Raw genomic sequence first — 20,250 nt, forward strand, 5'->3', positions numbered from 1 at the left:
ACGAACTGGGGTATGAATGTTGAAAAAAATAATAGTAATTGCAATTTTACTTATTACAATTGCTAGTGCGATTTTTGGTTTTAAGGTGTTTCAGGGGAAAGGTTTTAAGAAAGAAAAGTCTTTTGAGATAAATCATATAAAAGAAATAGAAGTAGACAATGAAAACTGGGATATTGAATTTAAAAGTACAGACGCTAATAAAATAGTAATTTTGGTTCAAGGTAAACGAGTAGATAAAGAGATAGATCCCGTCGAAATAGAACAAGCAGGGAATAAAGTTATAGTTAAGCAAAAACAAAAGGCGACCAGATTCTTTAATGGTTTTACGTTTAGGAAGAAAAATAGTATATCTATAGCTGTTCCGAAGAAAGAAATAGATAAAATTGTATTAAATAATAAATCGGGTGATGTGAAAATAAAAGATATAGTAGTAAAAAGTATTGTGACAAAAGGCAACTCTGGAGATGAAATGATTGTAGGACTATCGGCCGAGAAAGGTGAGTTCACATCCGAAAGTGGAGATTTAATGTTAAAAGATAGTTCGTTACAAGAAGTAAATATAACTTCTACTACTGGCGATAATTATGTGAGAAATATAAAAAACGAAAATATGAACATCACTTCAACATCTGGGGAAGTATTACTGAAAGATATGAAAGAAGGAAAATCATTATTTGTAGAAACAAAATCAGGAGATATTGGCGTACGGTATAAAGGTGTTCCGACATCTTTAAAACTCACGGCTAAAAGTAATTCGTCTGACGTAATGGTGAATGTAAATGGACTTAAGAAAGATACAAATACAGAAAAAATAAAAGAGGGAACTATTGGTGATGCAAAAAACGAAGTGAAGATTTTAAGTAAAACAGGAGTAATTTATATTGATTAAGTCTTATGAGGAAGGAGGACTATCATGCTACGTTTAATGAAGCTAGAACTGAAGAAGTTTAAGCTTGGATGGTATGTAAGGGGAGCGATTATTGCAAATATCGCTATACTGGCATTACTGATCTTTACGAGCATCGTTTCTCAAATAGAAGGAGATCCAGAAATAAGAGATCCGCAGATGATTTTGTTAGCGGCTAGTACATTAGTAAGGGCAACATTTATTATTTTTGGTAGTGTGTTAATCGCAAGGTTAATAATTAGTGAATATAAAAACAAAACAATATTACTTATGTTTTCTTATCCAATTAACCGAAAGAAAATGATGGCTAGTAAGTTGGCTATTACAGCGGTAGTAACATTTATAACAGTTATTTTATCTAACATTTTAGTAGTAGGAGTTTTCTTTGGGATAGATAGTTATTTTTCAATTCTTCCTAATCCATTTACAGTAGATCAATTGACGCAAGAAGGAATAAAACTGGTTCCTTTAGCTATTGCAACTGCGGGAATGAGTTTAATCCCATTATATTTCGGAATGCGTAAACGTTCAGTGCCAACTACAATTGTTTCATCCCTTATCGTTGTATCAATTGCAATGAATAGCACTACGTTTTCTGTAGCAACTTTTCTTCCTCTTCAACTAGCATTGGCAGCAATTGGAGTTGTGATTGCATGTTACGGAATTAAAAATATAGCGAAGGAAGATATAACAGTATGACAAAAATAAGAAAAAAGAGTTGGCGTTACACCAACTCTTTTTTTGTATATGTATGCTTCGTTACTACTCTGTAAATTTGGAGTGTTTGCTTAAATACGCTTGCACTCCTGGAGAAATATTAAAGTTATTAGGACTTTTATATTCAATAGTAAACTCTCCGTCTTTACTTGTCTCAAATGAGATTGCATAGCTATTCATTTTAGCATCGTAAGAAGTATTTTTGACTTCCGCATCTAGATCAAAGTATTTTGTAATATATTCTTTTGATTCCGTAACTGCTGTTTGTTTTCCCCAAGGGGTACCATAACTTGTGAAATAAAGAGATGCGCTGATAACTCCAATAATAGAAGTTAGTAAAATAGTTCCCATAACTATTTTTTTATTTTTCGTATTCAATTTGGTTGCTCCTCTTCATAATATGTATTCATTTTAACGTATTTTTCCATAAAACAACCATTTGGTAAAAATAGTTTCACATGAAACAAGTTACAGAAAAAGACAAGATGTGTAAACACCTTGTCTTTTTCTGTAGTTACATTTTAGGAGCTTCCATTCCAGCTGCAGCCCATTCTTCTTTTGCAGGACCATATACGCCAGGGACTGTTAAGTCGGCTTGTCGCATTAAAACCGTCATTTGTCCGCGATGGTGATTTTGATGATTAATAAGTGTCATTAAAAATATAGAATTCGGCATAGGACGACCAAAGAAGTCATTAATAGTAGCTAAGTCTTTATCCGTCCATTCGCCTTGAAGAGCTTCAACAAAATCTGCACTCACTTTACGGTATTCATCAGCAATTGTTGTTGCAGAAGTTGGTACAGGGTAATCTTTCGTTTCTCCTTCAAACTTAAGCCCTGTGCCAGATAGTATAACTGGAATTGCCGTCACGATATGCCAAGCAACTCTGCCTAACGTCCAGTGTCCAGGTGCAATTTCTTGTGACAAAGATTCATCTGTTAATGCATTGAGCATTTTTTGAGTAGACTCAGCCTCGTATGTCCATGATTGCAAGAAGCCTTCAATAGTTTGGTACATGTTATCCCTCCTCGTTATGTTCATAGGTTAAATTCGTGAAAAAAAGATAGTTTCCTTTTGACCTTATAAGAATGAATAAAAAAGGAGACTTCCAAGAAGCTCCTTTTTAACTTTCTTCCAACTCTTCCTCACCAACCATAAGAAATAAGGTGCTCCAAGTACAGCAACATTCAAATTTGCGCTAACGATAAAGAGTTGAATAATTGTTGAGCTGAGAGCTGAAATACCGATTTCTATTAAAGCAAGGGTTGTTGAGCTAAATCCTAATTTCCATGAAAAAAGGACAATTTTAACTGCAAGTAGTCCGCCGATGAATACACCAATTGGATTGAAGTTTATATGTATATGCAGAATAGAGAAAAAGAATTTCGTTTGAGCAAGAAGGCGAAAGTACAAGCAAAAAGAGAGAAAATCGCATGTAATAATTACTAGAATGTATGGAATAAATCTGTGTTTATCCCCACTAGGTAAAGTGTTTTTTTGTTATTTAGATAGGTGTTTTCTAACTTGGTGATTTTACTTAAAAGATCGAACGTAAAGGAAGTGATCAACATGTCTTCATGGAGCAATAATATAAATGGATATTGTGGGTGTAATAATCAAAATGGTGTACATGTTGATTCATGCTGTTTTAGTTGTGATGGGACAGTTCCTAAGCTGGGTCCAACAGGTCCGACGGGCCCAACAGGTGACACAGGCCCAACGGGAGCAACGGGCCCAACAGGTGACACAGGTCCAACGGGAGCGACGGGAATAACAGGTTCAACAGGTCCAACGGGAGCGACGGGAATAACAGGTTCAACAGGTCCAACGGGAGCGATGGGAATAACAGGTTCAACAGGTCCAACGGGAGCGACGGGAATAACAGGTTCAACAGGTCCAACGGGAGCGACGGGAATAACAGGTTCAACAGGTCCAACGGGAGCGACGGGAATAACAGGCTCAACGGGTCCGACGGGAGCAACAGGAATAACAGGTTCAACAGGTCCAACAGGAGCAACAGGAATAACAGGTTCAACAGGCCCAACAGGAATAACAGGTTCAACAGGTCCAACAGGAGCAACAGGAATAACAGGGGCAACAGGCCCAACAGGAATAACAGGTTCAACAGGTCCAACGGGAGCAACAGGGGCAACAGGAGCGACGGGAGCAACAGGAATAACAGGGGCAGCAGGTCCAACAGGAGCGACGGGAATAACGGGTCCGACGGGAGCAACAGGAGCAACAGGTTCAACGGGAGTAACAGGAGACACGGGGGCAACTGGCACAAGTATAACTGCAACATACGCTTTTGCAAATAATACATCGGGAACAGCGATATCGGTACTTCTTGGTGGAACGAATGTCCCGCTTCCGAATAATCAAAATATTGGTCCAGGTATTACTGTTTCTGGGGGGAATACAGTATTTACGGCTGCAAATGCGGGGAATTATTATATTTCATATACGATTAATATAACGGCTTCATTATTAGTCAGTTCGCGGATTACAATTAATGGTGCACCTCTTGCTGGAACAATCAATTCTCCTGCGTTAGCAACTACATCATTTAGTGCAACAATTATTACGACTCTTGCGGCTGGAAGTGCCATTAGTTTGCAACTATTTGGTTTGTTAGCTGTTGCAACATTATCAACAACTACACCAGGAGCTGTGTTAACGATAATAAGATTAAGCTAAATAATAACTCTCTTATTCTTTTAAAATTAGGAGAGTTTATACATATAATAAGAAGTTAATGGAGTGAAGCATAGTTATACAAAAGTCAGAATATTATGATTGTAACGTTATGGCGACTATAATATAATGAAACCAACCATCATGAATGAACATTCATTTATTTTTATGTATTTGAAGGGGGAATGAAGGTGGAAAAACCATGGTTGAAAAGTTATCCAGAAGAAATTCCAAGTACGATTTCTTATGATATTCAGCCGCTTCATGGATATGTGGAACAGGTGGCTTCCCGTTATCCAGAAAAGAAAGCGCTTCACTTTTTAGGGAAGGATATTACATTTTCAGACTTCCACGATAAGGTGAAGAGGTTTGCAAATTATCTTCAAAAACTCGGTGTGGAAAAGGGTGATCGAGTTGCTATTATGTTGCCGAACTGTCCGCAATCTGTAATTGGTTATTATGGTACATTACTTGCGGGAGGTATCGTAGTACAAACAAATCCACTATATACAGAAAGAGAATTAGAATACCAGCTTCATGACTCGGGAGCAAAAGTAATTCTTTGTCTCGATTTAGTGTTTCCAAGAGTAACGAATGTTCAATCTGCTACAAAAATTGAACATATTATCGTAACTCGGATTGCGGACTTTTTACCCTTCCCTAAAAATTTACTTTATCCATTTGTACAAAAAAAGCAGGCAAATCTTGTTGTGAATGTGTCGGAAAGCGAAACGATTCATCTATGGAAATCAGTAGAACGAGAAAATAATGTTAATGTTGAAGTGCCTTGTGATCCTGAAAATGATCTAGCTCTTTTACAGTACACTGGAGGAACAACTGGATTTCCGAAAGGCGTTATGTTGACGCATAAAAACCTTGTTTCGAACACTTTAATGGGAGCTCATTGGCTATATAATTGTAAAGAAGGGGAAGAAGTAATTCTTGGTGTCCTTCCGTTCTTTCATGTGTATGGGATGACAGCTGTAATGAATTTAAGTATTATGCAAGGATATAAAATGGTGCTGATTCCGAAGTTTGATATGAAAATGGTTTTTGAAGCGATAAAAAAACATAAAGTCACACTATTTCCAGGGGCACCGACCATTTATATTGCTCTATTAAATAGTCCCCTCTTAAAAGAATATGATATTTCTTCTATTCAAGCTTGTATTAGTGGATCTGCCCCGCTTCCTGTAGAAGTACAGGAAGAGTTTGAGAGAGTTACAGGTGGGAAATTGGTAGAAGGTTATGGATTAACGGAGTCGTCGCCAGTTACACATGGGAATTTTTTGTGGGAAAAACGCGTGCCAGGAAGTATTGGTGTGCCGTGGCCAGATACAGAGGCAAACATTATGTCACTTGAAACTGGAGAGGCTTTACCTCCGGGTGAAATTGGTGAAATTGTTGTAAAGGGTCCTCAAATTATGAAAGGGTATTGGAATAAGCCAGAAGAAACAGCAGCTGTATTACAAGACGGATGGCTTCATACAGGGGATGTTGGTTACATGGATGAAGATGGATTTTTCTATGTGAAAGACCGTAAGAAAGATATGATTGTTGCGAGTGGATTTAATGTGTATCCTCGCGAAGTAGAAGAAGTATTATATGAGCATGAAAAAGTGCAAGAAGTAGTGACGATTGGAGTTCCCGATCCGTACCGGGGAGAGACAGTTAAAGCATTTGTTGTGTTAAAAGAAGGTGCGGAGTGTTCTGAGGAAGAATTAAACCAGTTTGCGCGTAAATATTTAGCGGCTTATAAAGTGCCGAAAGTATATGAGTTTAGAGATGAACTGCCGAAAACGACAGTCGGAAAAATTTTACGCCGTGTCCTAATAGATGAAGAGAAAAGAAAAAATGAGGATGAGCAAACGGGCTAAGGCCCTTTCTTTTTGAAAAAATAGGATTGACACTTTTCTAAATAGTCAGTATTATAAGAATATGAATGACTATTCATTCAGTCATCTTCTTGAAGGGGACAGTAAAGTGAAGAAAAATAGACCGAAATACAATCAAATTATTGATGCGGCAGTCATTGTGATTGCGGAGAATGGGTACCACCAAGCGCAAGTTTCTAAAATAGCAAAGCAAGCTGGGGTAGCTGATGGCACGATTTATTTATATTTTAAAAATAAAGAAGATATATTAATATCCTTATTCCAAGAGAAGATGGGAGATTTTGTCGAAACAATTCGTCAAAAAACAGCAGGAATTGAAAGCGCTGTATCGAAGTTATTCATGTTGGTAGAAACGCACTTCTTGCTGTTATCACAAAATGATCCTCTTGCTATCGTTACGCAATTAGAGCTAAGACAGTCCAATCAAGACTTACGCCTGAAAATAAATGAAGTATTAAAAGGCTACTTACAAGTTATGGATGAGATTTTAGAGACAGGTATAAAGCAAGGTGAATTCCAAGCGGATTTAAATGTTCGCGTGGCAAGACAAATGATCTTTGGAACAGTAGATGAAGTTGTGACCAATTGGGTAATGAGCGATCATAAGTATGATCTGGTCGCACTTTCAAAAACGGTACATGGGCTACTTATTGCAGCTTGTGGTTATCGTCAATAATGGGAGGGATCATGTTGAAATTCCTATCTGTAAGAGTTGAAGATCATATCGCGGTGGCGACGTTAAATCATGCGCCGGCAAACGCGATGTCTTCACAAGTTATGCATGACGTTACTGAATTAATTGATCAAGTGGAGAAGGATGATAACATTCGTGTTGTTGTTATTCACGGTGAAGGGCGCTTCTTCTCGGCGGGAGCAGATATTAAAGAATTTACATCTGTTACTGAAGCGAAGCAAGCGACAGAATTAGCGCAGCTTGGACAAGTTACGTTTGAGCGTGTTGAAAAATGTTCAAAACCAGTTATCGCGGCAATTCATGGAGCGGCACTTGGCGGCGGCCTTGAGTTTGCTATGTCTTGCCACATGCGCTTTGCAACTGAAAGTGCAAAACTTGGTTTACCTGAATTAACACTTGGATTAATTCCTGGATTTGCAGGTACACAGCGATTACCACGTTATGTTGGGAAAGCGAAAGCTTGTGAAATGATGTTAACAAGTACACCGATTACTGGTGCAGAAGCATTAAAATGGGGACTTGTTAACGGAGTTTTTGCTGAAGAAACATTTTTAGATGATACGCTTAAAGTTGCAAAACAGATTGCTGGAAAAAGCCCAGCGACGACTCGTGCTGTACTAGAGTTATTGCAAACGACGAAATCGTCTCATTATTATGAAGGTGTACAACGCGAAGCTCAAATCTTTGGTGAAGTATTTACGGGTGAAGATGGAAGAGAAGGTGTAGCGGCGTTTTTAGAAAAACGTAAGCCTTCATTTAGTGGCAGGTAGTTCAATTATTTTTTTAATATAAATTAACAGAAAATTAAAATTGATAGAATCTTTCTGAAAAACAAGGGGGTAAATGGAATGAACATCTACGTACTCATGAAACGAACATTTGATACAGAAGAAAAAATCGTAATTAAAAACGGTGCAATTTACGATGGCGAAGCGGAATTCATCATCAACCCTTACGACGAATATGCGATTGAAGAAGCAATTCAAGTAAGAGACGCACAAGGTGGCGAAGTTACTGTTGTAACAGTCGGTGGCGAAGATAGTGAGAAAGAACTTCGTACGGCATTAGCGATGGGCTGCGATAAAGCTGTATTAATTAATATTGAAGATGATGTGGAAAATGGTGACCAGTTCACGACAGCAAAAGTACTTGCTGAATATTTAAAAGATAAAGATGTAGATTTAATTTTAGGCGGGAACGTTGCAATTGATGGTGCATCTGGACAAGTTGGTCCACGCGTAGCAGAAGCGTTAAATATTCCGTACGTAACGACAATTACAAAACTTGAAATTGACGGTACAAACGTGAAGATTGAGCGTGATGTTGAAGGTGATACGGAAGTGATTGAAACTTCATTACCAGTTTTAGTAACAGCACAACAAGGTTTAAATGAACCTCGTTATCCATCGCTTCCAGGTATTATGAAAGCGAAGAAAAAGCCACTAGAAGAAGTAGAATTAGATGATTTAGATTTAGAAGAAGATGATGTGGAAGCAAAGACAAAAACAATTGAAATCTATTTGCCTCCTAAGAAAGATGCAGGAAAAGTGTTACAAGGCGAGCTGCAAGATCAAGTAAAAGAACTTGTATCGTTGCTCCATACAGAAGCGAAAGTAATCTAATAAAATACGAAATTATATATGCAGGAGGGAAAATCTATGGCTCGTAAAGTATTAGTAATGGGTGAGGTTCGTGATGGATCGCTACGTAACGTTTCGTTTGAAGCGGTAGCAGCAGCAAAAACAATTGCAGAAGGCGGTGAAGTAGTAGGTCTTCTAGTTGGAGACAGCGTTGCCTCTTTTGCAAATGAATTGATTCATTACGGTGCAGATCGCGTTGTGACAGTTGAAAATGATAAATTAAAATCATATACATCTGATGGTTATGCACAAGCATTTTCAGCTGTATATGCTGAAGAAAAGCCAGAAGGTATTGTATTTGGACATACAGCAATGGGTAAAGATTTATCACCAAAATTAGCAGCGAAGCTTGAAGCTGGTCTAGTTTCTGACGTAACTGCTTTAGATGTTGAAGGTGGAAATGTTATCTTTACTCGTCCAATTTACTCTGGTAAAGCGTTTGAGAAGAAGATTGTAACAGACGGTATCTTATTTGCGACAGTGCGTCCAAATAACATTGCGACGCTTGAAAAAGATGAGTCTCGCAGTGGTGACGTGTCTTCTATTACAGTAGATGTGAAAGATTTACGTACAATTATTCAAGATGTCGTCCGTAAGACGGCAGAAGGTGTTGACCTTTCTGAAGCGAAAGTTATTATCGCTGGTGGACGCGGTGTGAAGAGTGAAGAAGGATTCAAGCCATTAAAAGAGTTAGCTGACGTATTAGGTGGCGCTGTTGGAGCATCTCGTGGTGCTTGTGACGCTGAGTATTGCGATTACTCATTACAAATTGGTCAAACTGGTAAAGTTGTTACGCCAGACTTATACATTGCATGCGGTATTTCTGGTGCGATTCAGCATTTAGCTGGTATGTCTAACTCAAAAATAATCGTTGCGATTAATAAAGACCCAGAAGCAAGTATCTTCAAAGTAGCTGACTATGGTATTGTTGGCGATCTATTTGAAGTCTTACCTCTTTTAACAGAAGAGTTTAAAAAGTTAAAAGTACATTCATGATTTGAGTACCCTTGAGTTCCAAGTGAAGTACCCCTATATATAGAAAAGGTGAGAGATCCCCTGTCTCTCATCTTTTTAGTATTTAATCCGTATTTTTATATAGTATAAAGGAACACTTTTTTGTTACAATACATAACGATACATATTATTCGCCACGTATATAAGTTAATGATATACTCTTGGTAGAATATACTTGAAGGAGGAAATAAAATGGCAATTGTAAATGCAAATGACCAAAGCTTCGCAGCTGAAACTAGCGAAGGTGTTGTATTATTAGATTTCTGGGCACCTTGGTGTGGACCTTGTAAAATGATCGCTCCTGTATTAGAGGAAATTGATGCAGAATTAGGCGGAAAAGTAAAAGTAGTAAAAGTAGACGTGGATGAAAACCAAGAAACTGCTCGTCAATTCGAAGTAATGAGCATTCCAGCTCTTTTCGTATTAAAAGACGGTAAAGTAGTTGATCAAGCGTTAGGTTACAAACCGAAAGAAGCGTTAGTAGAATTAGTTTCTAAACACTTCTAAAATAAAGGGCTACCATTTGGTAGCCTTTTTTATTTTCCTTTTTTACACCTTTCCGTTACAATAAAAGAACGTATGTTGGGTGTTTTGGCATAGTATGTTTTCATGTGAAAATAAAGATGCTAAGCATGTAGAAATGGAGGGTAACGAGTGCACGAACATTTAAAAGAAAAACTGGCTATTTTACCAGATCAACCTGGTTGTTATTTAATGAAAGATAAGCAAGGAACGGTTATATATGTCGGAAAGGCAAAAGTGCTTAAAAATCGTGTGCGCTCGTACTTTACTGGTTCGCATGATGGAAAAACACTGCGGCTTGTAGGAGAAATTGTAGATTTTGAATATATTGTAACCTCCTCAAATCTAGAGGCTCTCATTTTAGAGTTAAACTTAATAAAAAAACATGATCCAAAATATAATATTCAATTAAAAGATGATAAAACATATCCTTTTATTAAAATTACAGCTGAGAAACAGCCGCGATTACTTATTACGCGAAATGTAAAAAAGGATAAGGGGAAGTATTTTGGTCCTTATCCGAATGCACAATCAGCTCATGAAACGAAAAAGCTGCTAGATCGTATGTATCCGCTTCGTAAGTGCTCAAATATGCCAGATAAAGTTTGTTTATATTATCATATGGGTCAATGTTTAGCGCCTTGTGTGAAAGAAGTGACGGAAGAACAAAACAAAGAAATTGTAGATGAAATTATTAAGTTTCTAAATGGTGGGCATAAAGAAGTTCGTTCAGAATTAGAAACAAAGATGTATGAAGCTTCAGAGAAACTAGAATTTGAACGTGCAAAAGAGTTGCGGGATCAAATTGCTCATATCGATGCGATTATGGAAAAACAAAAGATGATTATGAGTGACTTAGTGGATCGTGATGTGTTTGGGTATGCAGTTGATAAAGGATGGATGTGTGTTCAAGTTTTCTTCGTTCGAAAAGGAAAGCTAATTGAACGTGATGTTTCTATGTTTCCAATCTACGATGAACCAGAAGAGGGATTTTTAACGTTTATCGGTCAATTTTATGAGAACAGCAGTCATTTTAAGCCGAAGGAAATTGTCGTTCCAGGAAGTATAGACTCAGAGTTAGTAGAGCGCTTTTTAGAAGTTGAAGCGACACAGCCGAAACGTGGTAAGAAAAAAGATCTTGTAGAATTAGCAAATAAAAATGCGAAGATTGCTCTTGAAGAGAAATTCTACTTAATTGAACGTGATGAAGAGCGAACGATTAAGGCGGTAGATCATTTAGGGAAGCAGCTCGGGATTGAAACACCTTATCGTATTGAGGCGTTTGATAACTCAAATATTCAAGGGACAAATCCTGTTTCTGCAATGATTGCTTTTATCGATGGGAAACCAGCTAAGAAAGAATATAGGAAATATAAAATTAAAACGGTTCAAGGACCAGATGATTATGAGTCTATGAGAGAAGTTGTGAGACGCCGTTATACAAGGGCACTGAAAGAGAGTTTGCCTTTACCAGATTTAATCATTATTGATGGTGGAAAAGGGCATCTGGCAGCTGTAAGTGATGTTCTAGAAAACGAACTCGGTTTATATATTCCGATGGCAGGGCTTGTAAAAGATGACAAACATAAAACCTCCCATTTAATTATTGGAGATCCACCTGAACCTGTGATGCTTGAGCGAAATAGCCAAGAATTTTATTTATTGCAGCGCATTCAAGATGAAGTGCATCGATTTGCGATTACATTCCATCGTCAATTACACGGGAAATCTGTCATTCAATCAGCACTGGATGATATTCCTGGAATTGGAGATAAACGAAAAAAGATATTGTTGAAACATTTTGGTTCATTAAAGAAGATGAAAGAAGCTTCTTTAGCTGAATTTGTCGAAGCGGGTATGCCGAAAAATGTCGCAGAGACGATTTATACTTATTTAACAGATAAGAAGACGTTGTAGTTTACAACGTCTTCTATTTTCTGGTATAATTTCTGAAGATTTAAAATAAACCTAACTGAATGAAAATACAAAAAAGTCAACTAAACTTATATGTCTAGTTGACTGTAGGTAATGCTACACTTCAATGAGATCTTTTATATCCCATTTCACAAGAAATGTAATAGAGTCTGAACGTTTTTTCTTTTCTTCATAGGACTCTGCAACGACGTTTCGTTGCTTTTGAATTTGTTCAGCGATGAATCCAGCTTCTAATTGATAAGAAGAATGTCTGTTTTGTTTTTGACGTTCAGCGATGAGTGTGCCTTTAAGTTGGAACTGCATTTCACGACGCTTATGTTCAATAATACTTAAAGTGCCCCAGCCAGCTTTTTCAAAGAACTGAATGACTTCTTCAATTGTTTCTAGTGGATATTTTCTTGCAAGGTTTCTACCAGACCAGTATAAAATACCATCTAAATCGTTACCGATTAAATCAGGTAGTAATTCTTCACGTAGCAATTCATAAGCGAAGGCGTTCAATGAAACATCTTCTAAAGATGTTGTATCGATTGTATTTTTACTCACAATATTCCCCTCTTTCTATAGGGATTATTATATAACATTTCTCATTTATAAAAACAGATTTTTCTTTGGGGAAATCTGAATATATAAGAAGAAAAAAAGAATTGGCAAATTATATGCAAATTATGTATACGTTTTCTTGACGCTTCGACAAAAATAGGAGTAAAATGAACTTGGTATCAAATTATGCTGAAATATTTCGAATAATTTTTTCAGTTTTTCTTATGCCAATAGTGAAAAAACATTATTGTTGTAAACTAATCTGAAAACAGCAGTCAAACATTCAAGGGGGGTAATGGGGACATGAAAGGCCGCGAGTATACGTTTCGTAAGTGGCACTCATTAATGGGGGTCATCCCGGTTGGTGTCTTTTTGACGCAACATTTAATTGTAAACAACTTTGCAACACGAGGAGCAGAGGCTTTTAACAAAGCTGCAGGCTTTATGGAGCTCCTTCCATTCCGGTACGCGCTAGAGATTTTCATCATCTTTTTACCGATACTGTACCATGCTATATATGGCTTATATATTGCATTTACAGCTAAGAACAATGCGGTTTCTTACGGTTATTTCCGTAACTGGATGTTCGTCTTCCAAAGAATTTCAGGTATCGTTACACTGATTTTCATTTCTTGGCACGTCTGGGAAACTCGTATTCAAGCAATGCTAGGTAAAGAGGTAAACTATGATATGATGGCAGATATTTTAAACAATCCAGCTATGTTTGCATTTTACTTGGTCGGTGTTGTTTCAACAATTTTCCACTTTGCAAATGGACTATGGACATTCTGCATCAGCTGGGGAATTACAGTATCTCCACGTTCACAAAGAATCTCTACTTATGTAACATTAGCTATATTCTTAGGTCTATCTTATGTAGGTGTGAGTGCATTATTAGCGTTCATCGATCCACAGCTAGCAAACCAGTAAGGAGTGGGAGAGCATGAAAGGGAAACTTATAGTAGTCGGCGGTGGCTTGGCTGGCTTAATGGCAACGATTAAAGCGGCGGAAGCAGGAGTAAATGTTGAACTGTTTTCTTTAGTACCAGTAAAACGTTCGCATTCTGTATGTGCCCAAGGTGGAATTAACGGTGCCGTAAATACGAAAGGTGAAGGGGATTCTCCATGGATCCACTTTGACGATACAATTTATGGTGGGGACTTCTTAGCGAACCAACCACCAGTTAAAGCAATGTGTGAAGCAGCACCTGGTATTATTCATTTAATGGATCGTATGGGTGTTATGTTCAACCGTACGGAAGAAGGACTTCTTGATTTTCGTCGTTTTGGTGGAACACAACATCACCGTACAGCATTTGCTGGTGCAACAACTGGACAGCAATTACTATACGCATTAGATGAGCAAGTACGTCGTCACGAAGTAGCAGGACTTGTAACGAAATATGAAGGTTGGGATTTCTTACGAGCTGTTGTTGATGACGAAGGTGTGTGCCGAGGAATCGTTGCACAAGACTTACAAACAATGGAGATTAAAAGTTTCCAAGCTGATGCCGTGATTATGGCAACAGGGGGCCCTGGTATCATCTTTGGAAAATCAACTAACTCTATTATTAATACAGGTACAGCAGCTTCTGCTGTATATCAACAAGGCGCATATTATGCAAACGGCGAGTTCATTCAAATTCATCCAACGGCAATTCCTGGAGACGATAAATTACGTCTTATGAGTGAATCGGCACGTGGTGAAGGTGGCCGTGTTTGGACATATAAAGATGGTAAACCATGGTACTTCCTAGAAGAAAAATATCCGGCTTACGGAAACCTTGTACCTCGTGATATTGCAACGCGTGAAATCTTTGACGTTTGCGTAGAGCAAAAACTAGGTATTAACGGTGAAAACATGGTGTACTTAGATCTTTCTCATAAAGATCCGAAAGAACTGGATATTAAACTTGGTGGAATTATTGAAATCTATGAGAAGTTTACAGGTGATGATCCTCGTAAACTACCAATGAAAATCTTCCCAGCAGTTCACTATTCAATGGGCGGACTATGGGTTGATTATAAGCAGATGACAAGTATTCCAGGTTTATTTGCAGCAGGTGAGTGTGATTATTCTATGCACGGTGGAAACCGCCTTGGTGCGAACTCACTATTATCAGCAATTTACGGTGGTATGGTAGCAGGACCGAACGCGATTGAGTATATGAAAGGTCTTTCTAAATCGTCTGATGCTGTTTCATCTACTGTATATGAGCAAAATGAATTAATCGAAACAGAGAAATTTAACAATATTTTAACGCTTGATGGTAACGAAAATGCATATGTTCTTCATAAAGAGCTTGGAGAATGGATGACAGATAACGTTACAGTAGTTCGTGAAAATAAAAAGCTACTAGAAACTGATGCGAAAATTGAAGAGTTAATGGCGCGTTACAAACGCATTAACATTAACGATACAGCGAGATGGAGTAACCAAGGTGCTTCATTTACACGCCAACTTGCAAATATGTTTGAGTTAGCACGTGTTATTACAATTGGCGCATATAACCGTAATGAGAGCCGCGGGGCGCATTACAAACCTGAATTCCCAAATCGTGATGATGCAAACTTCTTAAAAACTACGATGGCGAAATTTGAAGGAGAAGGAAATGCACCAGCATTCCATTACGAAGAAGTGGATGTTTCATTAATTAAACCACGTAAACGTGACTATTCTTCAAAACATGATGTAGCTGCTAAGGGTGAAGAGAAGGGGGATAAGCAACATGTCTGAGAAAACAATCCGCCTCATCATTACGAGACAAGATGGACCAGATGCACAAGAGTTTGACCAAGAGTTTGAAATTCCATATCGTCCAAATATGAACATTATTTCGGCACTGATGGAAATTCGTCGTAATCCTGTTGATTCAAAAGGAAACCAAACGACTCCGATTGCATGGGATATGAACTGTTTAGAGGAAGTATGTGGCGCATGTTCGATGGTGATTAACGGAAAACCACGTCAATCATGTACAGCTCTTATTGATCAGTTAGAACAACCAATTCGCTTAAAACCAATGAAGACATTCCCAGTTGTACGTGACTTACAAGTTGACCGTAGTCGCATGTTTAACGCTCTAAAACGCGTTAAAGCTTGGATTCCAATTGATGGTACGTATGACTTAGGACCAGGACCAAGAATGCCTGAGAAGAAACGTCAATGGGCTTATGAGCTTTCAAAATGTATGACATGTGGTGTTTGCTTAGAATCATGTCCAAACGTAAATAGTAAATCTGACTTTATTGGACCAGCACCGTTATCACAAGCTCGTTTATTCAACTCACATCCGACGGGTGAAATGCATAAAGCAGATCGCTTACGTGCAATTATGGGAGATGGAGGACTTGCAAACTGTGGTAACTCTCAAAACTGTGTGCAATCATGTCCAAAGGGTATTCCATTAACAACTTCAATTGCGGCATTAAACCGTGATACAACAATTCAATCGTTTAAAGATTTCTTTGGTAGCGACAATAACTATTAATAAATATTGCCTCTTCATGTTGAAGAGGCAATATTTATAACTTTATTTTTCTGTTTATTCTGTTTATTTTGAAGGCGAAAAGGAGAGGAAACAATGAAGAGGATTTCTTATATTGAAGACTTTGAGCGATGGGAAAGTGGTTTTTCATTTTACAATCCTGTAAAAGTTCGTTTTGGTGAAGTAGATATGTTTGGGCATGTAAATAATGTCGTTGCCTTTACCTATTTTGAAGAAGCACGTATCGCATTGTTTAAAGAACTTGGGTTTATGCAAGAATGGACGCATGAATCTTCAGAAACGATGATCGTTGTTGCAGATTTACAATGTAATTTTATTAAGCAAATATATTTTGATGAACAGTTGAAGGTGTATGTAAAAGCGGGATCGGTTGGGAATTCTTCTTTAGATTTGCATTACATGGTGAAGAATACGGCAGGAGAAGTTTGTTTAGTTGGTCGTGGAATGATGGTTCAAGCATCGAAAAAAACGGGAAGAGGCGAACCGTGGCCTGAAGAATGGAAGAAAAAATTACTACAATGATAGAATGAAAGAAAAATAAGAGAGCAATTTGCTCTCTTATTTTTTGTCTTCCATCGCTTCTTCTAATGTTAAATGATGTTTATATATGTATGTAGCATACGGGTCTCCAACGTAGCGCAAATGCCACGGTTCATATGAATATTCTGTTGTTTCTGTTTTATCTTCTAAATAACGAATGACAAAGCCAAATTCATGGGCGTGTTTTGCAACCCATTTTCCTTCGGCTGTCTCTCCAAAAATAGGCTCTAATTGGAATTTAGCAGATTTTGAACTAATATCCATTGCTAAACCAGTTTGATGTTCACTCGTACCAGGAATGGCACTTACTGAATCAGCTTCAGCTTTTCCTTGACGTCTAACGTATGTATCATGTAATGATTTTTGGCGTTTGTATGAACGATAACCAGATACAGCTGTAAGTTCAAGTCCTTCTTTCTTTGCCGCTACAAACATATTTTCAAGCGCATCTGCAGCATCTTTGCGCAGTAGCGTTTTTTCTTTATCTTTTGGACTAGTAAATGGTACGTTTGGTCTTGTTAAATCTTCAGGTATGTATCCGTCTGGTAGTTTTCGATGTTTATTCACTAAGACAAGATTAGACTCTGGATTTGTTACAACGGAAAAATCATTGTCTAGCTTCTTTGCATTATGATCAGCTTTCGGAAAAGCAGGAATCTCTTCTTTTTGGTGATTACTATGCTGTTGACTTTCGACAGCTTTTGCCCCATTTTGTAGTGGTGATTTAGAACCAAAGTAAGCGAAAGAAGTGATACCGATTACAATAGTAGTGGCAGAAATAATGATTATCTTTTTCATGATGCCTTGTAATCACAGTCCTTTCTTAATAAAATATGTATTGTTTTTATTATAAGTCTAGTTTGTTGAAAAAGAAATATAAGAGTCGTAACGTAATAGAAATGCAAAGAAAATGTCAGAAAATGTGTGAAATTGTAGTATTTTTTTATTTAATTCATTTCTTATCTTTCATGAAATGAATTTTTTATGTAATATATATACATAAGAAGATGTAGCGATTATCGAGAATAAAGAACTTCTTGTATAGACTAGGAGTGAATGGGAATGGATTTTGCAACAATTATTGGACTTATTTTAGGATTTGTAGCAGTGGTAGTAGGGATGGTCGTCAAGGGCGCTGACGTAAATTCCTTATTGAATCCTGCCGCAGCATTAATTATTTTTATCGGTACATTTGCTGCAGTATGTATCGCATTTCCGATGAATCAACTAAAAAGGGTTCCAAAATTATTTAAAGTTCTTTTTGGTTCAAATAAAAAGGATTTAAGTTATGAACAGTTGCTAGAATTATTTGTTCATTGGACATCAGAAAGTAGAAAATACGGTATTTTGTCTTTAGAGCAACAATTAGACAAAATTCAAGATGAATTTCTTTTGCGTGGTATGAAATTTGTGATTGATGGCGTATCCGCAGAAGATTTAGAGCAAATTTTAGAAGCTGAATTAGAAGCGATTGAAGAAAGGCATGCAAAAGGAGCGGCAATTTTTTCTCAAGCTGGTACATATGCACCGACATTAGGGGTTTTAGGTGCTGTTATTGGTCTTGTAGCTGCACTTGGCAATTTAACTGATATTGAAAAGTTAGGTCACGCTATTTCGGGTGCTTTTATTGCAACGATTTTTGGTATTTTTTCAGGCTATGTATTATGGCATCCATTTGCAAATAAACTAAAGCAAAAATCTGCAGCTGAATTAGAGAAAAAACGTTTAATTATTGATTGTTTATTAATGTTACAAGAGGGTACATATCCGTTTATTATGAAGAACCGCATTTTAGGTGCACTTTCTGCAACTGAGCGTAAAAAGCTAGAAAAAGGAGCAGAAAAAAATGCGGAGTAAAAAAAATAGAAGAGGCAAAAAGAAAAAACACGAAGAACATATCGATGAAACTTGGTTAATCCCTTATTCTGATATGTTAACGTTGTTATTTGCATTGTTCATCGTTTTATTTGCGATGAGTAGTATAGATGCTGCGAAGTTCAAACAGATGGCAGTAGCATTTCGAAGCGAATTAGCAGGTGGAACAGGAAATAAAGAGTTTTTAAGTGATCAGAAGCCAAATGATGAAAAGGAATTATCAGCAAGTAGCCTTGAGGCAGAACAAGCAAAAAAACAAGAAGAAGCTAGAGAAAAAGAAAAAAAAGAAATGGATGAATTGAAAGCATTACAAAAAAAGATTGATCAATATATTAATGAGAAACAATTATCCTCTTCTTTTCAAACTAAATTAACTGAAAAGGGATTAATGGTGACAATATTAGAGAATGTGCTGTTTGATTCGGGGAAAGCAGATGTGAAGTTAGAATCACTAGGGATTGCAAAAGAGATGTCTAGCTTACTTGTTTCAGCGTCACCTCGTGAGATTACAGTATCTGGTCATACGGATAATGTCCCTATTGCCAATGCGCAGTTTGCATCGAACTGGGAATTAAGTACGCAGCGTGCAGTTAATTTTATGCAAGTATTACTCCAAAATAAAGAATTACAACCAGAAAAATTTAGTGCGATTGGTTACGGAGAATACCGTTCAATTGCTCCAAACGATACACAAGAAGGAAAGGCAAAGAATAGGCGTGTGGAAGTGTTTATCTTGCCTTTAACAGAGAAGGGAAAATAAAGAGGATGGCGAATGCCATCCTCTTTATTTTGCATCAAATGATTTTAAGTTGTCGCGACGGATTTTATCTTTTTCTGCATCTGATTTTTTGAAATCATAATCATATAAAGCGCCTTCCCAATCACCATACATTGGATTCGGGAAAATAATAAATTTCTCACCAAATTGTGCTTTCGAATCTGATACTGCTTGATTGCGGTCTTTTACAGACTTTCCATCAAAACCAGTGAAATCAGATAAGTTATCACCGAAGAATAAGACGATATCATGTGTTTGTGAAACGAGTTCACGTCGTTTTTCTTTTCCTTTTTCTTTCGGATCTTGTAGTAATATATGTTCTTTCGTTGCTTGAGGAGCACCTACACGCTCAAGATTTTTAATTGTTGCATCTAGTTGGTCCGTTTTACGATTTGAGATGTAGTAAATATCTACACCTTTAGATTCTGTATATTTTAAGAAATCAATTGCGCCTGGAAGGGCTTCAGCTTCAGCCTTATTAATCCAGTCATCCCATTTATACGGATAGCCTTTTCCTGTTTTTACGCTCATTGCTTGATGAGGACTGTTGTCTAAAACCGTTTCATCTAAATCAAGTACGATAGCAGGCTTTTTCTCTGTCCCTTTTGCAAGAGCTGCATCAAGCTTCAATTGACCGATATTGTATCCTTGGTAGTAAAGTGCTTTCGTTTCACCGGCTGTTTGATACCATAAATCAGCCATTAATTGCTGTTCTGTTAATTTTACTTTTTCTTCTTTTGCCACTGTTTTCTCTGGTGTTCCTGAACATGCTACAAGCGATGTAGATAGAACCGCTACAGATAATAAAGTGGTAATACCCCTCTTCATCTTCATATGTATCCTCCTTGATGTTAGAAAATCATCTTATATTATATATTAAAATATAAAAATTTTTTTATGAACATTTGCATATTGTCTTTTGTATATATAGTAGTATGTCCTATATTAGAAAGATGAGAAAAATGTTGGAAATCATTTTGTCAATT

The 20,250-nt window shown here is 37.2% G+C and carries 21 protein-coding genes; 16 read left to right on the top strand and 5 right to left on the bottom strand.

Annotated elements, in window-relative coordinates:
* Nucleotides 1-16 precede the first annotated feature (16 nt).
* Together QEP67_RS04785 and QEP67_RS04790 are read left to right on the top strand one after the other, a co-directional pair.
* Nucleotides 17-889, top strand: coding sequence for a DUF4097 family beta strand repeat-containing protein (locus QEP67_RS04785; RefSeq protein ID WP_000913813.1), 873 nt, complete (start codon nucleotides 17-19; stop codon nucleotides 887-889).
* Nucleotides 890-913: 24 nt separating this feature from the next.
* Complete coding sequence (locus tag QEP67_RS04790; protein WP_000945195.1) at nucleotides 914-1,606, top strand: ABC transporter permease; 693 nt, start codon at nucleotides 914-916, stop codon at nucleotides 1,604-1,606.
* A 63-nt stretch (nucleotides 1,607-1,669) separates the two neighbouring features.
* Here the strand turns inward: QEP67_RS04790 and QEP67_RS04795 are convergent, their stop codons facing one another.
* Both QEP67_RS04795 and QEP67_RS04800 read right to left on the bottom strand, forming a co-directional pair.
* Complete coding sequence (locus QEP67_RS04795; RefSeq protein WP_001093307.1) at nucleotides 1,670-2,002, bottom strand: hypothetical protein; 333 nt, start codon at nucleotides 2,000-2,002, stop codon at nucleotides 1,670-1,672.
* Nucleotides 2,003-2,138: 136 nt separating this feature from the next.
* Nucleotides 2,139-2,642 (bottom strand): DinB family protein, encoded by a 504-nt coding sequence (locus QEP67_RS04800; protein ID WP_341056928.1) that lies wholly within the window; start codon nucleotides 2,640-2,642, stop codon nucleotides 2,139-2,141.
* Nucleotides 2,643-3,194: 552 nt separating this feature from the next.
* Here QEP67_RS04800 and QEP67_RS04805 point away from each other — a divergent pair.
* The 8 genes from QEP67_RS04805 to uvrC all read left to right on the top strand — a co-directional run bounded on the left by QEP67_RS04805 (nucleotide 3,195) and on the right by uvrC (nucleotide 12,001).
* Complete coding sequence (locus QEP67_RS04805) at nucleotides 3,195-4,322, top strand: collagen-like protein (protein ID WP_353706532.1); 1,128 nt, start codon at nucleotides 3,195-3,197, stop codon at nucleotides 4,320-4,322.
* Between the two features lie 188 nt (nucleotides 4,323-4,510).
* Nucleotides 4,511-6,196 (top strand): long-chain-fatty-acid--CoA ligase, encoded by a 1,686-nt coding sequence (locus QEP67_RS04810; protein ID WP_000414730.1) that lies wholly within the window; start codon nucleotides 4,511-4,513, stop codon nucleotides 6,194-6,196.
* A gap of 61 nt (nucleotides 6,197-6,257) precedes the next feature.
* Nucleotides 6,258-6,890, top strand: a complete 633-nt coding sequence (locus QEP67_RS04815) for a TetR/AcrR family transcriptional regulator (RefSeq protein WP_002008659.1) — start codon at nucleotides 6,258-6,260, stop codon at nucleotides 6,888-6,890.
* 11 nt (nucleotides 6,891-6,901) lie between these two features.
* Entirely contained in the window at nucleotides 6,902-7,678 is a 777-nt protein-coding gene (locus QEP67_RS04820) for an enoyl-CoA hydratase (RefSeq protein WP_000911294.1), read from the top strand.
* Between the two features lie 78 nt (nucleotides 7,679-7,756).
* A complete protein-coding gene (gene etfB, locus QEP67_RS04825) occupies nucleotides 7,757-8,530 on the top strand; it encodes an electron transfer flavoprotein subunit beta (protein WP_001029035.1) in 774 nt (257 codons plus the stop codon).
* A 36-nt stretch (nucleotides 8,531-8,566) separates the two neighbouring features.
* Complete coding sequence (gene etfA, locus QEP67_RS04830; protein WP_283882969.1) at nucleotides 8,567-9,544, top strand: electron transfer flavoprotein subunit alpha; 978 nt, start codon at nucleotides 8,567-8,569, stop codon at nucleotides 9,542-9,544.
* 210 nt (nucleotides 9,545-9,754) lie between these two features.
* A complete protein-coding gene (gene trxA, locus QEP67_RS04835; protein ID WP_001018945.1) occupies nucleotides 9,755-10,069 on the top strand; it encodes a thioredoxin in 315 nt (104 codons plus the stop codon).
* A 147-nt stretch (nucleotides 10,070-10,216) separates the two neighbouring features.
* On the top strand, nucleotides 10,217-12,001 hold the full coding sequence (gene uvrC, locus QEP67_RS04840) for an excinuclease ABC subunit C (protein WP_000544268.1): 1,785 nt from the start codon (nucleotides 10,217-10,219) through the stop codon (nucleotides 11,999-12,001).
* Nucleotides 12,002-12,115: 114 nt separating this feature from the next.
* Here uvrC and QEP67_RS04845 read toward each other — a convergent pair whose 3' ends face one another.
* Nucleotides 12,116-12,565 carry a YslB family protein gene (locus QEP67_RS04845; protein WP_000042225.1) on the bottom strand — a complete coding sequence of 150 codons (450 nt, stop codon included), beginning with the start codon at nucleotides 12,563-12,565 and terminating at the stop codon, nucleotides 12,116-12,118.
* Between the two features lie 300 nt (nucleotides 12,566-12,865).
* Here QEP67_RS04845 and sdhC point away from each other — a divergent pair, with 300 nt between their 5' ends.
* From sdhC to QEP67_RS04865, 4 genes are all read left to right on the top strand, one after another.
* Complete coding sequence (sdhC, locus tag QEP67_RS04850; protein ID WP_000678354.1) at nucleotides 12,866-13,492, top strand: succinate dehydrogenase cytochrome B558; 627 nt, start codon at nucleotides 12,866-12,868, stop codon at nucleotides 13,490-13,492.
* Between the two features lie 13 nt (nucleotides 13,493-13,505).
* Nucleotides 13,506-15,299, top strand: a complete 1,794-nt coding sequence (sdhA, locus tag QEP67_RS04855; protein ID WP_000676749.1) for a succinate dehydrogenase flavoprotein subunit — start codon at nucleotides 13,506-13,508, stop codon at nucleotides 15,297-15,299.
* Nucleotides 15,292-16,053 carry a succinate dehydrogenase iron-sulfur subunit gene (gene sdhB, locus QEP67_RS04860; RefSeq protein WP_001291830.1) on the top strand — a complete coding sequence of 254 codons (762 nt, stop codon included), beginning with the start codon at nucleotides 15,292-15,294 and terminating at the stop codon, nucleotides 16,051-16,053. Before sdhA ends, sdhB begins: the two co-directional genes overlap by 8 nt.
* Before the next feature lie 93 nt (nucleotides 16,054-16,146).
* The gene (locus QEP67_RS04865) at nucleotides 16,147-16,593 is read left to right on the top strand and encodes a thioesterase family protein (RefSeq protein ID WP_000822751.1); all 447 of its coding nucleotides are present in this window, start codon (nucleotides 16,147-16,149) and stop codon (nucleotides 16,591-16,593) included.
* A 36-nt stretch (nucleotides 16,594-16,629) separates the two neighbouring features.
* Here QEP67_RS04865 and QEP67_RS04870 read toward each other — a convergent pair whose 3' ends face one another.
* Entirely contained in the window at nucleotides 16,630-17,409 is a 780-nt protein-coding gene (locus QEP67_RS04870) for a M15 family metallopeptidase (RefSeq protein ID WP_353706533.1), read from the bottom strand.
* Between the two features lie 264 nt (nucleotides 17,410-17,673).
* On the opposite strand from QEP67_RS04870, the gene motA reads away from it, so the two are divergent.
* Nucleotides 17,674-18,468 carry a flagellar motor stator protein MotA gene (motA, locus tag QEP67_RS04875; protein ID WP_000344855.1) on the top strand — a complete coding sequence of 265 codons (795 nt, stop codon included), beginning with the start codon at nucleotides 17,674-17,676 and terminating at the stop codon, nucleotides 18,466-18,468.
* Complete coding sequence (gene motB / locus QEP67_RS04880) at nucleotides 18,458-19,246, top strand: flagellar motor protein MotB (protein WP_001256743.1); 789 nt, start codon at nucleotides 18,458-18,460, stop codon at nucleotides 19,244-19,246. Before motA ends, motB begins: the two co-directional genes overlap by 11 nt.
* A 24-nt stretch (nucleotides 19,247-19,270) precedes the next feature.
* On the opposite strand, the gene QEP67_RS04885 is transcribed toward motB, so the two are convergent.
* Nucleotides 19,271-20,098, bottom strand: a complete 828-nt coding sequence (locus QEP67_RS04885; RefSeq protein WP_061672424.1) for a 5'-nucleotidase, lipoprotein e(P4) family — start codon at nucleotides 20,096-20,098, stop codon at nucleotides 19,271-19,273.
* Nucleotides 20,099-20,250: the final 152 nt, after the last annotated feature.

It is taken from the genome of Bacillus cereus group sp. MS39, assembly GCF_040448665.1.
Taxonomy (GTDB): domain Bacteria; phylum Bacillota; class Bacilli; order Bacillales; family Bacillaceae_G; genus Bacillus_A; species Bacillus_A wiedmannii.

Bases quoted from the DNA above. Each gene is read 5' to 3' on its own strand.
- sdhB (WP_001291830.1), top strand. From the start codon at position 15,292: ATGTCTGAGAAAACAATCCGCCTCATCATTACGAGACAAGATGGACCA.
- QEP67_RS04790 (WP_000945195.1), top strand. From the start codon at position 914: ATGCTACGTTTAATGAAGCTAGAACTGAAGAAGTTTAAGCTTGGATGG.
- QEP67_RS04870 (WP_353706533.1), bottom strand. From the start codon at position 17,409: ATGAAAAAGATAATCATTATTTCTGCCACTACTATTGTAATCGGTATC.
- etfB (WP_001029035.1), top strand. From the start codon at position 7,757: ATGAACATCTACGTACTCATGAAACGAACATTTGATACAGAAGAAAAA.
- trxA (WP_001018945.1), top strand. From the start codon at position 9,755: ATGGCAATTGTAAATGCAAATGACCAAAGCTTCGCAGCTGAAACTAGC.
- etfA (WP_283882969.1), top strand. From the start codon at position 8,567: ATGGCTCGTAAAGTATTAGTAATGGGTGAGGTTCGTGATGGATCGCTA.
- QEP67_RS04820 (WP_000911294.1), top strand. From the start codon at position 6,902: ATGTTGAAATTCCTATCTGTAAGAGTTGAAGATCATATCGCGGTGGCG.
- QEP67_RS04800 (WP_341056928.1), bottom strand. From the start codon at position 2,642: ATGTACCAAACTATTGAAGGCTTCTTGCAATCATGGACATACGAGGCT.
- QEP67_RS04815 (WP_002008659.1), top strand. From the start codon at position 6,258: ATGAATGACTATTCATTCAGTCATCTTCTTGAAGGGGACAGTAAAGTG.
- QEP67_RS04885 (WP_061672424.1), bottom strand. From the start codon at position 20,098: ATGAAGATGAAGAGGGGTATTACCACTTTATTATCTGTAGCGGTTCTA.
- motA (WP_000344855.1), top strand. From the start codon at position 17,674: ATGGATTTTGCAACAATTATTGGACTTATTTTAGGATTTGTAGCAGTG.
- sdhA (WP_000676749.1), top strand. From the start codon at position 13,506: ATGAAAGGGAAACTTATAGTAGTCGGCGGTGGCTTGGCTGGCTTAATG.
- QEP67_RS04805 (WP_353706532.1), top strand. From the start codon at position 3,195: ATGTCTTCATGGAGCAATAATATAAATGGATATTGTGGGTGTAATAAT.
- sdhC (WP_000678354.1), top strand. From the start codon at position 12,866: ATGAAAGGCCGCGAGTATACGTTTCGTAAGTGGCACTCATTAATGGGG.
- motB (WP_001256743.1), top strand. From the start codon at position 18,458: ATGCGGAGTAAAAAAAATAGAAGAGGCAAAAAGAAAAAACACGAAGAA.
- QEP67_RS04785 (WP_000913813.1), top strand. From the start codon at position 17: ATGTTGAAAAAAATAATAGTAATTGCAATTTTACTTATTACAATTGCT.
- QEP67_RS04865 (WP_000822751.1), top strand. From the start codon at position 16,147: ATGAAGAGGATTTCTTATATTGAAGACTTTGAGCGATGGGAAAGTGGT.